Annotated in this window: 11 protein-coding genes and 1 pseudogene; 2 read left to right on the top strand and 10 right to left on the bottom strand. The window is 60.5% G+C overall.

The window, feature by feature from the left end:
• Positions 1 to 82: 82 nt before the first annotated feature.
• From HT737_RS21080 to HT737_RS21065, 4 genes are all read right to left on the bottom strand, one after another.
• Positions 83 to 616: a GNAT family N-acetyltransferase gene (locus HT737_RS21080; RefSeq protein WP_182403936.1), complete on the bottom strand. Its 534-nt coding sequence runs from the start codon at positions 614 to 616 to the stop codon at positions 83 to 85.
• An 83-nt stretch (positions 617 to 699) separates the two neighbouring features.
• Complete coding sequence (locus HT737_RS21075) at positions 700 to 1,806, bottom strand: NADH:flavin oxidoreductase/NADH oxidase (RefSeq protein ID WP_121183854.1); 1,107 nt, start codon at positions 1,804 to 1,806, stop codon at positions 700 to 702.
• A gap of 253 nt (positions 1,807 to 2,059) precedes the next feature.
• Positions 2,060 to 3,769: a single-stranded-DNA-specific exonuclease RecJ gene (recJ, locus tag HT737_RS21070; protein ID WP_121183852.1), complete on the bottom strand. Its 1,710-nt coding sequence runs from the start codon at positions 3,767 to 3,769 to the stop codon at positions 2,060 to 2,062.
• Positions 3,770 to 3,824: 55 nt separating this feature from the next.
• Positions 3,825 to 4,367: a YaeQ family protein gene (locus tag HT737_RS21065; protein ID WP_041063193.1), complete on the bottom strand. Its 543-nt coding sequence runs from the start codon at positions 4,365 to 4,367 to the stop codon at positions 3,825 to 3,827.
• A gap of 146 nt (positions 4,368 to 4,513) precedes the next feature.
• Between HT737_RS21065 and HT737_RS21060 the strand changes: the two genes are divergently transcribed.
• Together HT737_RS21060 and HT737_RS21055 are read left to right on the top strand one after the other, a co-directional pair.
• Positions 4,514 to 5,713, top strand: coding sequence for a CaiB/BaiF CoA-transferase family protein (locus tag HT737_RS21060; protein ID WP_047292761.1), 1,200 nt, complete (start codon positions 4,514 to 4,516; stop codon positions 5,711 to 5,713).
• Positions 5,661 to 6,620 (top strand): TIGR02285 family protein, encoded by a 960-nt coding sequence (locus HT737_RS21055; protein ID WP_306287244.1) that lies wholly within the window; start codon positions 5,661 to 5,663, stop codon positions 6,618 to 6,620. The genes HT737_RS21060 and HT737_RS21055 overlap by 53 nt, the downstream gene beginning before the upstream one ends.
• Positions 6,621 to 6,797: 177 nt before the next feature.
• On the opposite strand, the gene HT737_RS21050 is transcribed toward HT737_RS21055, so the two are convergent.
• From HT737_RS21050 to dsbC, 6 genes and pseudogenes are all read right to left on the bottom strand, one after another.
• Positions 6,798 to 7,079 (bottom strand): DUF3509 domain-containing protein, encoded by a 282-nt coding sequence (locus HT737_RS21050; protein WP_027610974.1) that lies wholly within the window; start codon positions 7,077 to 7,079, stop codon positions 6,798 to 6,800.
• Between the two features lie 162 nt (positions 7,080 to 7,241).
• Positions 7,242 to 7,649, bottom strand: coding sequence for a response regulator (locus HT737_RS21045; RefSeq protein ID WP_047292759.1), 408 nt, complete (start codon positions 7,647 to 7,649; stop codon positions 7,242 to 7,244).
• A 127-nt stretch (positions 7,650 to 7,776) separates the two neighbouring features.
• Positions 7,777 to 9,131: pseudogene (locus HT737_RS21040) on the bottom strand (transporter substrate-binding domain-containing protein).
• 119 nt (positions 9,132 to 9,250) lie between these two features.
• Entirely contained in the window at positions 9,251 to 10,660 is a 1,410-nt protein-coding gene (gene thrC, locus HT737_RS21035) for a threonine synthase (RefSeq protein WP_027610971.1), read from the bottom strand.
• Between the two features lie 66 nt (positions 10,661 to 10,726).
• Complete coding sequence (locus tag HT737_RS21030; RefSeq protein WP_095667423.1) at positions 10,727 to 12,031, bottom strand: homoserine dehydrogenase; 1,305 nt, start codon at positions 12,029 to 12,031, stop codon at positions 10,727 to 10,729.
• Between the two features lie 131 nt (positions 12,032 to 12,162).
• Complete coding sequence (gene dsbC, locus HT737_RS21025; protein ID WP_007967782.1) at positions 12,163 to 12,894, bottom strand: bifunctional protein-disulfide isomerase/oxidoreductase DsbC; 732 nt, start codon at positions 12,892 to 12,894, stop codon at positions 12,163 to 12,165.
• Between the last annotated feature and the right edge of the window lie 173 nt (positions 12,895 to 13,067).

Genomic DNA, 13,067 nt, shown 5'->3' with positions numbered 1-13,067 from the left:
CTCCCACAAGTTCGGTGCCGTACACAAATTTCGTGATCGACACCGACCACTGTGGGAGCTGGCTTGCCAGCGATGGCGTCCGTCAGGTCAGCGGCAAATACAAATGGATGTCGCGGGGTTCCAGAGCGAATAACTCCGGATCCGGTTGATCAACCAACCGGCAACCCTGTCGCTGATAAAACTCCACAGTGTTGCGCGATTCAGTCGCTGAGACATACAACGCCTCGGCACCGAACCGCCGCCCCTGCTCACAGGCCAATGCAAACAGTTTCGCCCCCAGTCCCTGCCCCCGGTAGTCGCGGCTGATGTGCAGAAACGTCAATTGCCGCATGCTCAGCCCCTGATTGTGGATAACCCGGTTATCCACAACCACCGCCGCGACCAGCGCCTGCCCGTCGAAAACGCCATACAGCCAACCTCCGCGCCGCAAACACTTTTCCAGCACCCACGCGTTTTCTTCGGCCTCCCCTTCCGGCCAACCACGCATGTCGACATGCACCGGGTACAGAATCAGCGCACCGTTTTCCAAACGATAGTTCGCCTCAACCCGCTCACTGCGGTCGATCTGCGCCAGCAACGGCAAGTCGTGTTCGCTCAGTTCTCGTTCGATCAATATGCTCGACTTCCTTGGCAAATGGCAGGCAAGAAAAAACCCGCCGGTTCAATGGCGGGTTTTATAGACCTTACGCGGTTTTGAAATCAATCGCGCAGGTCAGACTCATGGATCGGCTGATCACGATGGGTTGCGCGCTGATACTGCGCCGGCCACACCGCTTTGCGCCCGCCCAGGTCATCGTCGGCGTGCAGCGGCCAGTACGGGTCACGCAGCAGTTCGCGGGCGAGGAAGATGATGTCAGCCTGACAGGTGCGCAGAATGTGCTCGGCCTGCGCCGGCTCGGTAATCATGCCGACGGTGCCGGTGGCGATGCCTGACTCCTTGCGCACCCGTTCGGCGAAGCGTGTCTGATACCCCGGCCCTACGGGAATCTCGGCGTTGGCGGCGGTACCACCAGACGAGACATCAATCAGATCCGCGCCCAGCGCCTTGAGGCGACGCGCCAGTTCGACGGTTTCATCCGGGTTCCAGCCGTCTTCGACCCAATCGGTGGCCGAAACCCGGACAAACACCGGCAACTCTTGCGGCCAGACCTCGCGCACGGCCTCGGTGACCTGCAGCACCAGGCGAATACGGTTTTCGAACGAACCACCGTATTGATCGCGGCGCTGGTTGCTCAACGGTGACAGGAACTGATGCAGCAGATAACCGTGCGCGGCATGCACCTCGACCACGCTGAAACCCGCGGTCAACGCGCGTTTGGCGGCGGCAACGAAGGCCTGGATGACGTCGGCGATCTGCGCTTCATCGAGCTGTTTCGGTTGCGTGTGTTGCGGATCGAAGGCTATCGGCGATGGCCCGACCGGGGTCCAGCCGCCATCCTCCGGTTTGACGCTACCGTGTTTGCCGATCCATGGCCGATGGGTACTGGCCTTGCGCCCGGCGTGGGCCAGTTGAATGCCAGCAACCGCGCCCTGGGCCGTGATGAAACGGGTGATGCGTTGCAGCGGTTCGATCTGTTTGTCGTTCCACAAACCGAGGTCTTCGGCGGTGATTCGCCCGTCGGCGGTGACCGCCGTGGCCTCGGTGAAAATCAGTCCGGCACCGCCCACCGCGCGGCTGCCCAGGTGCACCAGATGCCAGTCGTTGGCCAGACCGTCGACGCTGGAGTACTGGCACATCGGTGACACGGCGATGCGGTTGGGTAGGGTCAGTTGGCGAAGGGTAAAGGGTTCGAGCAGCAGACTCATGGGGCACCTCTCAAATCAGTGGGCAGGCTCCAGGGTTCTGTTTGAAAAGTCGACGAGTGACAAAAAAGGCGCAGCACCCGCCCCCGCGGGCAAAAAATTCGACAAGACGTCACAAGGCCAATCAAGCAGTGCTTAGAGCCTAGTCGACAACGGGGGTTCTCGGGGGGTTCCTGAAAAGATCGCAGCCTGCGGCAGCTCCTGCAATGGAATGCGATCCCCTGTAGGAGCTGCCGCAGGCTGCGATCTTTTGATTTCAGCGTGGTTCGATGTGGGCAATCATCAACTGCACCGTCTCGTTGCCCCGAAACTCGTTGACGTCGAGCTTGTAAGCCAGCTCGACCCACTGAATGGTCGGGTTCGGCCATACATCGCGGTCAATGCCGAACGCGATGCCATCCAGCTTCACCGACCCGCACTCGCTTTTCAGCACTACCTTCAGATGGCGCTCGCCGACCACGCGCTGCTCGACCAACTGGAACACACCATGGAACAGCGGCTCCGGGAAATGCTGGCCCCAAGGCCCGGCATGGCGCAGGGCGCGGGCCAGTTCGAGGTGGAATTCCTCGACGGCGAGCGTGCCGTCGGAGAGCATCCGCCCGGTCAGGTCTTCTTCGCGGAGTTGCCGACGCACTTCGGCATCGAAAGCCTCGGCGAACAGCGCAAAATTCTCCTGCGGCAAGGTCAGGCCCGCCGCCATCGCGTGACCACCGTACTTGGCAATCAGGTTCGGATGCTGCGCGGCCACCACGCTCAGCGCGTCACGAATGTGGAAGCCTTGCACCGAACGCCCAGAGCCCTTGAGCAGCCCGTCGCCAGCATCGGCGAAAGCAATGGTCGGACGGAAATAACGTTCTTTCATGCGCGAGGCGAGAATACCGATCACGCCCTGGTGCCATTCGGGATCGAACAGGCACAGGCCGAACGGCATCGATTCCACTGGCAAATCCTTGAGCTGGGCCAGCGCCTCGCGCTGCATGCCCTGCTCGATGGATTTGCGGTCCTGGTTCATGCCGTCCAGTTGCGCGGCCATCTCCCGGGCCAGATTGGCGTCGGCAGTGAGCAGGCATTCGATCCCGAGGCTCATGTCATCCAGGCGCCCCGCCGCGTTCAGGCGCGGGCCGACGATAAAACCCAGGTCGGTTGAGGTGATGCGCGCCGCATCACGCTTGGCCACTTCAAGAATCGCCTTGATCCCCGGCCGTGCGCGCCCGGCGCGAATCCGCTCAAGGCCTTGATGCACCAGAATCCGGTTGTTGGCGTCCAGCGGCACCACGTCGGCGACGCTGCCCAGCGCCACCAGATCGAGCAACTCACCGATGTTCGGCTGTGGCTTGCTCTCATACCAGCCGAGGCTGCGCAGGCGCGCGCGCAAGGCCATCAGCACGTAGAAAATCACCCCGACCCCGGCCAGCGCCTTGCTCGGAAACTCGCAGCCCGGCTGGTTCGGGTTGACCAGTGCATCGGCCAGCGGCAGTTCATCGCCGGGCAAGTGGTGGTCGGTGATCAACACCTTCAGTCCCGCGCGCCTGGCGGCAGCCACGCCTTCGACGCTGGAGATGCCGTTGTCGACAGTGATCAACAATTGCGGCTCACGGGTCAGCGCGACTTCGACGATTTCCGGGGTCAGGCCATAGCCGTATTCGAAGCGGTTCGGCACCAGATAATCGACATGCGCCGCGCCCAGCAGACGCAAGCCGAGCACGCCGACCGTACTGGCCGTCGCCCCGTCCGCATCGAAGTCACCGACGATCAGAATCCGTTGACGCTGCTCCAGCGCCGTCACCAGCAGATCCACCGCCGCCTCGATGCCCTTGAGCTGCTGGAACGGAATCAGCCGCGCCAGACTTTTATCCAGCTCGGCCTCGGATTGAACGCCCCGCGCCGCGTACAAACGGGTCAGCAAAGGTGGCAGATCACCGAGAAACGGCAGCGTGGCAGGCAACGGTCGAGGATCAATACGCATGGGGTAACGGAAACTTCTCTTGAATACGTGGGATTAATCTGCAGGCGACGCGGGATCAGCCGCGCTCGCCTGCCAGCCATTCCAGCTGGACTTCGTGCTGACCACGGTCGTCGGTGACGAAGATCGTGCCTTCGCTGATCATTACGTCCCACTTGATGACACGCGGCATGTCCTTGGCCAGGGTTTCCAACACCTCTTGCGGCACGGCGGCGATGTTGACGTTTTTCAGGTTCTTCGCCACCGGCACCACTTTGCCTTCCCATACGCGCAGGCTGCCATAGGCCAGCAGGCTGGTGCGTTCGGTGCGACGTGAGCACCAGGTCAGGCGATCGGCATCCGGCTGGCCGACTTCAATCCAGTGCAGAACACGGTCATCCAGGCTTTTTTCCCACAGCGCAGGTTCATCCACATCCGACAGACCACGGCCAAACGACAGCAGTTCGTTGTACCAGAGGGCGTAGGCCAGCAGCCGCACGGTCATGCGCTCTTCGGTTTCCGAAGGGTGACGGGCGATGGTCTGCTTGACGCTCTCGTAGACACCACGGTCGAGGTCAGTGAGGTTCAGTTCGAATTTGTAAGTGGTAGACGGCTGGGCCATGAACGGGCTTCTTGATACGAGGAAAGTCGGCAAGTCTAACCGATGCGGTAGGCAATCATCGAATTGATGGCGATCAAGCTGCGGCGTCTGACAGCGGGCTATGTTAAAACGCTGTATCTGCTCAGCCTTGTCCTACAGGATTCAGTATGCCGTTCGCCAACAAACCGCTCAGCGGTGTGAAAGTCATTGAATTGGGTACGTTGATTGCCGGGCCGTTCGCCTCACGCATTTGCGGCGAGTTCGGCGCCGAAGTGATCAAGGTCGAATCGCCCGACGGCGGCGATCCGCTGCGCAAATGGCGCAAATTGTATGAAGGCACTTCGTTGTGGTGGTTCGTTCAGGCGCGCAACAAAAAGTCGCTGACGCTGAACCTCAAGCACCCCGAGGGTCTGGCGATCCTGAAAAAACTGCTGGGCGAAGCCGACATCCTGATCGAGAACTTTCGCCCCGGCGTCCTGGAAAAACTCGGGCTGAGCTGGGAAACCCTGCATGCCCTGAACCCGAAACTGGTGATGGTGCGTCTCTCGGGCTTCGGCCAGAGCGGGCCGATGAAGGATCAACCGGGTTTCGGCGCGGTCGGTGAATCCATGGGCGGTTTGCGCTACATCACCGGTTTCGAGGATCGGCCACCGGTGCGCACCGGCATTTCCATCGGTGATTCGATTGCCGCGTTATGGGGCGTGATCGGTGCGCTGATGGCCCTGCGTCACCGCGAGGTCAACGGCGGTCTCGGCCAGGTCGTCGATGTCGCGTTGTACGAGGCGATTTTCGCCATGATGGAAAGCATGGTGCCGGAGTTCGACGTGTTCGGCTTCATCCGCGAACGCACCGGCAACATCATGCCGGGCATCACGCCGTCATCGATCCACACCAGCGCCGACGGCAAGCATGTGCAGATCGGTGCGAATGGCGACGCGATCTTCAAACGTTTCATGCTGATCATCGGCCGCGAGGATCTGGCCAACGACCCGACGCTGGCGAGCAATGACGGGCGCGACACTCGCCGTGACGAGCTGTATGGGGTGATCGACCGCTGGGTCAATTCGCTACCGCTGCAAAGCGTGCTCGACCTGCTCAACCAGGCAGAAGTGCCGGCCAGCCGGATCTTCAGTGCCGAAGACATGTTCAGCGATCCGCAGTACCTCGCCCGGGAAATGTTCCTGCAGGCGAAACTGCCGGACGGCAAACCTTTCAAGATGCCGGGCATCGTGCCGAAACTCTCCGAGACGCCGGGCACTTCCGAATGGGTCGGGCCACAGCTCGGTGAACACAATGCGCAGGTGCTGCACGATCTTGGCTACGACGAACAGCAGATCGCCCGGTTGCGCACAGACGGAGCCATTTAAGCTGAAACATCGCCAGACATCGGCCGCCAACCGCGCCCACCCATGGTGGACGTGGCGGCTGTTCGGCCTGCTGTTTCTGCTGGCCCTGCCCGCCTGGGCGCAAGCGAAACCCACGCTGATCTGGTTGTTGCGCGACCTGCCGCCCCTGACCATTTTCGAAGGCCCGAAAAAGGGCCAGGGCGTGATCGATCAACTGATGCCGATGCTGATCGCCGGCATGCCGCAATACGAACACACACTGATGCGGGTCAATCGCGCCCGGGGCATGCAGATGCTGCACGAGCCGACCTTCACTTGCGATCCGTCGCTGATCTGGAGCAAGGAGCGCACGCAATGGATCGCCTTCTCTATTCCGGCGTTTCGCGCTGTCAGTAATGGTCTGGTGGTGCGTCAGCAAGATCGCGAGGTACTGGCGCCATACCTGGTCGACGGTGAGGTTGATCTGACGGCATTTCTGGCCAACGGCGAAATCAAGGTCGGCGTCGTCGCAGAACGCAGTTACGGCGAGTATCTCGACACGCTGCTCAAGCAGGCCCCGGACGGTGCGCTGACGCCGCATTATGGCAACGACGCCCTGAGCAGCCTGCTATCGATGCAGCGCCTGGGGCGTCTGCAAGTGGTGTTGGGTTACTGGCCGGAGATCCGCTATCAGGCGCATCAGGCGCAAATCGCCGAAGACCAACTGGTGTTCTATCCGATTCGTGGCACCGGCAAATATCTGTCCGGCTATGTCGGGTGTTCCGATACGCCTCAGGGCCGTCAGGCGATCAGTGAGATCAACCAACTGCTGCGTACCCTGCCCCATGAGCAACTTAACCAGTCGTATGCCGACTGGCTGGACCCCGAAATGCGCACGGATTACCTGCATCAGGCACGGATCTTTTTCGAACAACAGGCCGCGCAATAAAAAACCTGCGGGCAAAAAGAAACCCCGAGAAGTGGGGAGACGACTCGGGGTTAAACGCGGTCTACATAAAGACCCGTAGCAGCAAGCGACAAGCACCGGAGCACAATGCTTGATCCTGCTGTTACGGGGTCTGACTGACGGGAATGCAGGAAGGTTCCCACAAAAAATATTTCATCTTTACAGTGCCGCACGCTTATCCAGCGCCGCATTGCGCAAAGCCGCGATGACACAGGGCTCCAGCCGCCCTTCGGCGATCAGGACGTCGCGGTGCAAACCGTCGACCACATCGGTCAGCAGACGTTTGTCGCTCAACTGCGCCTGATTGAATTCGCGCTCGACCACAAGGGCGCCGTTGCTGTTCTTCAGCGTCACCAGGCATTCGCCATGGGCGCCACACGGAGTCAACGTCACCTGATACGGGCTCAGAGCCTCACCGAGCAATAGACTGATACTTTCCATCTCGATCTCCACTCAATAGTCCGAAAACATTGTGCCTGGGGCGTGTTCACATTAAGTGACCACCGGCCCGAGAAGAAAGTTCTGAATGCCGCGCTGCTCACGAAGCAGTTAGCGGTCTGTCAGAGCATGCACAGTGAAGATGACAGAAACATAACCGCCGGTTCAGGCACCGGCCGGCTGGGCTGCCGATTGCAGGTAGCGGTCCAGCAGCCCGCGCATCAGCACTGCCGAAACCGGCGTGTGCAGGCGCCCCAGCAGCGTCAACGCCTGTGTTTGCAGCAGGCTTTCGAGATCGCTCAACAGGCCCGGTGCTACTCGGCCCAACAGAATGAGAGCACTGGCCTCCCGCTCGGCGGCCAGATGCCGGATCAGCGCCAGGCCTTCCCCGCCTTTCAGCTGCGGATCGCAGATCGCGATGTCGACCCGGGTGCGACGCTCCAGCGAACAGCGTGCCGAGGCCAGCGATGGCGCCGTGAGTACGTCATAGATACCGAACGCGTTGAGCATCTGGTGCAACGCCATCATTCGATAAGGATCTGGTTCGAGAATCAGGACTTTGAGCGAGCGCATGGGCGACCTCGGAAACGGCAATCGCGGACTCGCCGCAGTGGTTGCCCACTTTAGGCGAGCCTCCTTCAGTCCCCCATCGGAAAAAGAGGCGTGTGACATAGGAAATTTCCCAATATCAGTGCGGACCTTATTCCGCCGCCGCATCACGCTGGGTGATATCTGTCCACCCCCCGAGCAGGCCGCGCAATTCCCCATTGGCGCTGTAGAACGGCACGGTCCACTGGTAGATTTCCCGATTGCCATCGTTGAACTGCAAACGGCGCTTGCTGAAGCGGGTTCTGCGCGTTCTCAACTGAATCATGAACTCATCATGCAGCGTGGCGGCAGTGGCTCGCGGTAGCGCATCGACCTCGATCAAACGGCATCCCTGCACCTGCTCAAAGCGGAGCGACAAGGCCTCTTCGTAACTCTTGTTGCACAGGATCAGGCGCCCTTCCAGGTCACGGACGAACACCGGATCGGGCATGGCATCAATCAATGCACGCTGGAAGACCAATTGATCGTCGAGCTCGCTTTGCACGTCTCGATGCCGCTTGATCACGGCCGCCATTCGCCGATTCCATAACAGCGACATCACGCAAAAGCCCCCCACCAAAACCACCCCCCCAGCAGCTCGAGCGGAGCCAGTGCTGCCAACCGGCGGCGGCAGGTTTCGGCCCGATACCGCCCAGCCAGTTCAGGCGAATGGCCCGGAGTTCGGAAGCCGGAAACGCCTCAAGCGCCTTGTTCAGTATGCTCAGTAATTGCGGCTGCCCCTTGCGCACAGCCAGAAGATCGGCCTCCCACTTGCCCTCCAGCAATTCGCCGACCTTCAGCAGGCCGGAAGGATAGAGTTGCGCACCGATTTCATTTTCGATGGTGGCATAGGCCTCACCGCTTTCGACCAGCGCCCGCGCCTCGGCATAGGTTTTCACCGAACGTAACTCGATGGACGGGTAATCGCGCCGGATCACCCCCCTCCAGTGCATGCCGACCCGGCAGTACCAGCACCCGTTTGGCCAACTGCTCCAGCGACTGCACCTGCGGCTCGCCAGCCCGGCCGACAAATACCCAACCGGCACCGCCAAAGGCATGACTGAAATCCAGGCTCAATCGGCGTTCATCATTCATCGCCAGGGTTGTGCTGATGTCCGCAGCACCGGTTTCCAGGCGCTCAAGCATTTGCGCGGTGGAAAAGGATTCCCGGTAGATGAACTGCAAGCCGGTCATGGCGCTGATGCGCTTGAGCACATCGTTGTTGAGGCCGCTCCAATGACCGTGCTCGTCGAGAAACAGGTACAACGGGTACTGCTCCGCCGCCACAATCACTGTCGGATTATCGCGAATCCATTGCTGCTCTTCCTCATCCAGTACCACGGTGCCGATGTTCAACTTCTCTTCCTCATACGCCAGATGCGCCGCCGCGCTCATGCGCCAGCCGTACAACAGGCACAACAGCAGAACCTGCTTCAGGGTGTGTTTCCATCCTCTTTCAAACAGCATTGCCACTTCCTTCGTGATCGACTCACCCGTCCTTCATGGGCGGTAACACGAGCAGTGTGGCAGCAGAAACAAAAAAGCCCGTCAGGAGACGGGCTTCAAAATGTGACAGCTTTTCAGGCTTACAACGGCTTGCCGCGGTTGCCATGCTGGCTGACAAAGGCCTGTACGGCTTTCAGTTCGTTCGGCAGAACGGTGCAACGCTCGTTTCGCTCAAACAAATCAGAAAGATGTGCAGGCAGTTCGAGAGCTTTTCCTACACCGGCTTTCTCCACGGCATCCGGGAATTTCACCGGATGTGCAGTGCCCAGAATCACCATCGGGATGTCCAGGCTGCGACGGCATTCGCGGGCGGCCTTGACGCCGATAGCGGTATGCGGGTCCAGCACTTCACCGCACTGTGCGTAAACTTCAGCGATGGTTTCGCAGGTTTGTGCATCGTCCACGGCCAGTGAGTCGAACAGCTTGCGGGCTTCGGTCCAGCGCTCTTGCTCGACGCTGAAACCACCGCCCTGTTTGAACGAATCCATCAACCCGGCAATCGCCGCACCGTTGCGACCGTGCAAGTCGAACAGCAGGCGTTCGAAGTTCGACGAGACCATGATGTCCATCGACGGCGACAGCGTGGCGTGCAGGGTTTCCTTGACGTACTGATTGCCGCTCATGAAGCGGTGCAGGATGTCGTTGCGATTGGTGGCGACGATCAACTGGTTGATCGGCAGGCCCATGTTGCGCGCCAGGTACCCGGCGAAGATGTCGCCGAAATTGCCGGTTGGCACCGAAAACGCCACCGAACGCGCCGGACCGCCCAGTTGCAGGGCGGCGTGGAAGTAGTAAACGATCTGGGCCATGATCCGCGCCCAGTTAATCGAGTTCACCGCCACCAGGCGCGTGCCCTTGAGGAAGCTCTGGTCGGCGAAGCTGTTCTTGACCATTTCCTGGCAGTCATCGAAGTTGCCTTCGATGGCGATGTTGTGGATGTTCTCGCCGACAATGGTGGTCATCTGCCGACGTTGCACTTCGGACACGCGGTTGTGCGGGTGAAGGATGAAGATGTCGACGTTTTCGCAGTGCTTGCAGCCTTCGATGGCGGCCGAACCGGTATCACCGGAGGTGGCACCGACGATCACCACGCGCTCGCCGCGCTTTTCCAGCACGTAATCAAGCAGACGACCAAGCAGTTGCAGGGCAAAGTCCTTGAACGCCAGGGTCGGACCGTGGAACAGCTCCAGCACCCATTCATTGCCGTTGAGCTGACGCAGCGGTGCCACGGCGCTGTGCGAGAACACGCCGTAGGTTTCTTCGAGGATCTTTTTGAAATCCGCGTCAGGAATGCTGCCGGTGACAAACGGGCGCATGACCCGGAAAGCCAGCTCGTGATACGGCAGGCCGGCCCAGGAAGCGATTTCTTCCTGGGTGAAACGTGGCAGGTTTTCCGGGACGTACAGACCGCCGTCGGTCGCGAGACCCGCCAGCAGGACGTCTTCGAAATTCAGGGCCGGTGCCTGGCCGCGGGTACTGATGTAACGCATGACTGACTCCAATGCAGAGTGTTCGCAATGCCGGACCCGCGCACGGGCCCGGTCAATGATGGCGACTTAGTTCAGGTGCTCGACGCGGATCCGCACAACCGGACCGTTGACGCCCGCCAGCGCTTCGAGGGCAGCGATCGCGTCGTTGATGCGCTGCTCGACCACGCGGTGGGTCAGCAGGATCATCGGCACCAGACCGTCATGCTCTTCGACTTCCTTCTGCATGATCGACTCGATGTTGATACCGCGCTCCGAAAGGATGCTTGCCACCTGAGCCAGAACGCCCGGATGGTCCTTGGCCTGGATGCGCAGGTAGTAGGCACTTTCGCAGGCCTCGATCGGCAGGATCGGATGGGCCGACAGCGAGTCCGGCTGGAAGGCCAGGTGCGGTACGCGGTTTTCCGGATCGGAGGTCATCGCGCGAACCACGTCCACGAGATCGGCGATCACCGACGAAGCGGTCGGTTCCATGCCGGCGCCAGCGCCGTAGAACAGGGTCGAGCCGGCAGCGTCACCGTTGACCATCACGGCGTTCATCACGCCGTTGACGTTGGCGATCAGACGATCGGCCGGGATCAGCGTCGGGTGTACGCGCAGCTCGATACCGGCAGCGGTGCTGCGCGCTACACCGAGGTGCTTGATGCGGTAGCCCAGCGCTTCGGCATAGTTCACGTCAGCAGTGGTCAGCCGGGTGATGCCTTCGGTGTAGGCCTTGTCGAATTGCAGCGGGATGCCGAACGCGATCGACGCCAGAATCGTCAGCTTGTGCGCCGCGTCGATGCCTTCGACGTCGAAGGTCGGATCGGCTTCGGCGTAGCCCAGCGCTTGCGCTTCGGCCAGCACGTCTTCGAAGGTGCGACCCTTCTCGCGCATTTCAGTGAGGATGAAGTTACCGGTACCGTTGATGATCCCGGCCACCCAATTGATGCGGTTGGCGGACAGGCCTTCACGGATCGCCTTGATCACCGGAATGCCACCGGCCACGGCCGCTTCGAACGCCACGATCACGCCTTTCTCGCGTGCCTTGGCGAAAATCTCATTACCGTGAACGGCAATCAGTGCCTTGTTCGCGGTGACCACATGCTTGCCATTCTCGATGGCCTTGAGTACCAGCTCGCGGGCAACGGTGTAGCCGCCCATGAGCTCTATGACGATGTCGATCTCAGGGTTCGTGGCCACTTCGAAGACATCGTTGGTAATCGCAATACCGGTCGTCTGGAACTGAGGCTTTGGCGTGCGCATGGCAATTTGTGCCACTTCGATCCCACGCCCGGCACGACGAGCAATTTCCTCGGCGTTGCGCTGAAGTACGTTGAAGGTACCGCCACCGACGGTCCCTAACCCACAGATGCCTACTTTGACCGGATTCACTGTGAACTCCCCATGAAACGGCCGACGCAAGGTCGGCCGGAAAACAACCGCGCATTCGCGGCTCTCTATTAATGGCCCGGCGATGCTGCTGCCGGACCATGATCGTCAACGGCGGACCGTGACGATGCGAATTACTTGGCGCCCAGCGCCAGTTTGGCGACTTGTGGCGCCGGCTGGTAGCCCGGAATGACTTGTCCGTCGGCCAAAACGATGGCCGGTGTACCGTTCACGCCAATCGACTGGCCCAAAGCGAACTGTTTGGAAACCGGGTTGGCGCACTTGGCGGCTTTGATTTCCTTGCCATCGACCATTTTGTCCATGGCGGCTTTCTTGTCGGTCGAGCACCACACGGCCTGCAGTTGCTCGTCACCCGGCGAGCCGAGGCCCTGACGCGGGAAGGCCACGTAACGCACTTCGATGCCGCGCTTGTTCAGTTCGGGCACTTCGGCGTGCAGCTTGTGGCAGTACGGGCAAGTGGTGTCGGTGAACACGGTGATGTGCGATTTGGTCTCGCCGACAGCCGGATACACCACGGTTTCGGCCACTGGAATGGCATTGATCAGTTTGGAGATGCCCAGGCGTTCGGTTTTCTCGGTCAGGTTGACCGGTTTGCCGTCCTTGAGCTGGAACAGGTAGCCCTGAACGATGTACTGGCCGTCGGCGCTGGCGTACAGCACGCGGCTGCCCTTGAGCTTGACTTCATACATGCCCGGCAACGGGCTGGCACTGATGCTTTCTACCGGAACCTCGAGTTCGAGCTTTTCCAGGCTTTGACGAATGGCTTTGTCGGCCGCGTCATCGGCGACGGCAAAGGTGCTGACCAACGCAATGGCTGCGGCGGCGAAAATCTGGGTCAGACGCATGAGAACTCCTGAAGGCGGACAAATGAAACGGTCAGAACGCCCGTGCCGGAACACCGGGTCATAACCGTCCATCGTGCAAACCGGCAAAGCCTAACACATAAGGCCACGGTGGCCGAATGCGCCTGACACAAGACATGTAGGAGCTGCCGAAGGGCTGCGATCTTTTGACTTTK

It is taken from the genome of Pseudomonas sp. MD195_PC81_125 (assembly GCF_014060985.1).
Classification (GTDB): Bacteria; Pseudomonadota; Gammaproteobacteria; order Pseudomonadales; family Pseudomonadaceae; genus Aquipseudomonas; species Aquipseudomonas parakoreensis.
This window is presented reverse-complemented; position numbering and strand designations above follow the sequence as displayed.

What these genes read in the sequence shown, in the direction of transcription:
- dsbC (WP_007967782.1), bottom strand. Translation starts at nt 12,894, where the DNA reads ATGCGTCTGACCCAGATTTTCGCCGCCGCAGCCATTGCGTTGGTCAGC.
- HT737_RS21075 (WP_121183854.1), bottom strand. Translation starts at nt 1,806, where the DNA reads ATGAGTCTGCTGCTCGAACCCTTTACCCTTCGCCAACTGACCCTACCC.
- HT737_RS21060 (WP_047292761.1), top strand. Translation starts at nt 4,514, where the DNA reads ATGCCGTTCGCCAACAAACCGCTCAGCGGTGTGAAAGTCATTGAATTG.
- HT737_RS21065 (WP_041063193.1), bottom strand. Translation starts at nt 4,367, where the DNA reads ATGGCCCAGCCGTCTACCACTTACAAATTCGAACTGAACCTCACTGAC.
- recJ (WP_121183852.1), bottom strand. Translation starts at nt 3,769, where the DNA reads ATGCGTATTGATCCTCGACCGTTGCCTGCCACGCTGCCGTTTCTCGGT.
- HT737_RS21050 (WP_027610974.1), bottom strand. Translation starts at nt 7,079, where the DNA reads ATGGAAAGTATCAGTCTATTGCTCGGTGAGGCTCTGAGCCCGTATCAG.
- thrC (WP_027610971.1), bottom strand. Translation starts at nt 10,660, where the DNA reads ATGCGTTACATCAGTACCCGCGGCCAGGCACCGGCCCTGAATTTCGAA.
- HT737_RS21045 (WP_047292759.1), bottom strand. Translation starts at nt 7,649, where the DNA reads ATGCGCTCGCTCAAAGTCCTGATTCTCGAACCAGATCCTTATCGAATG.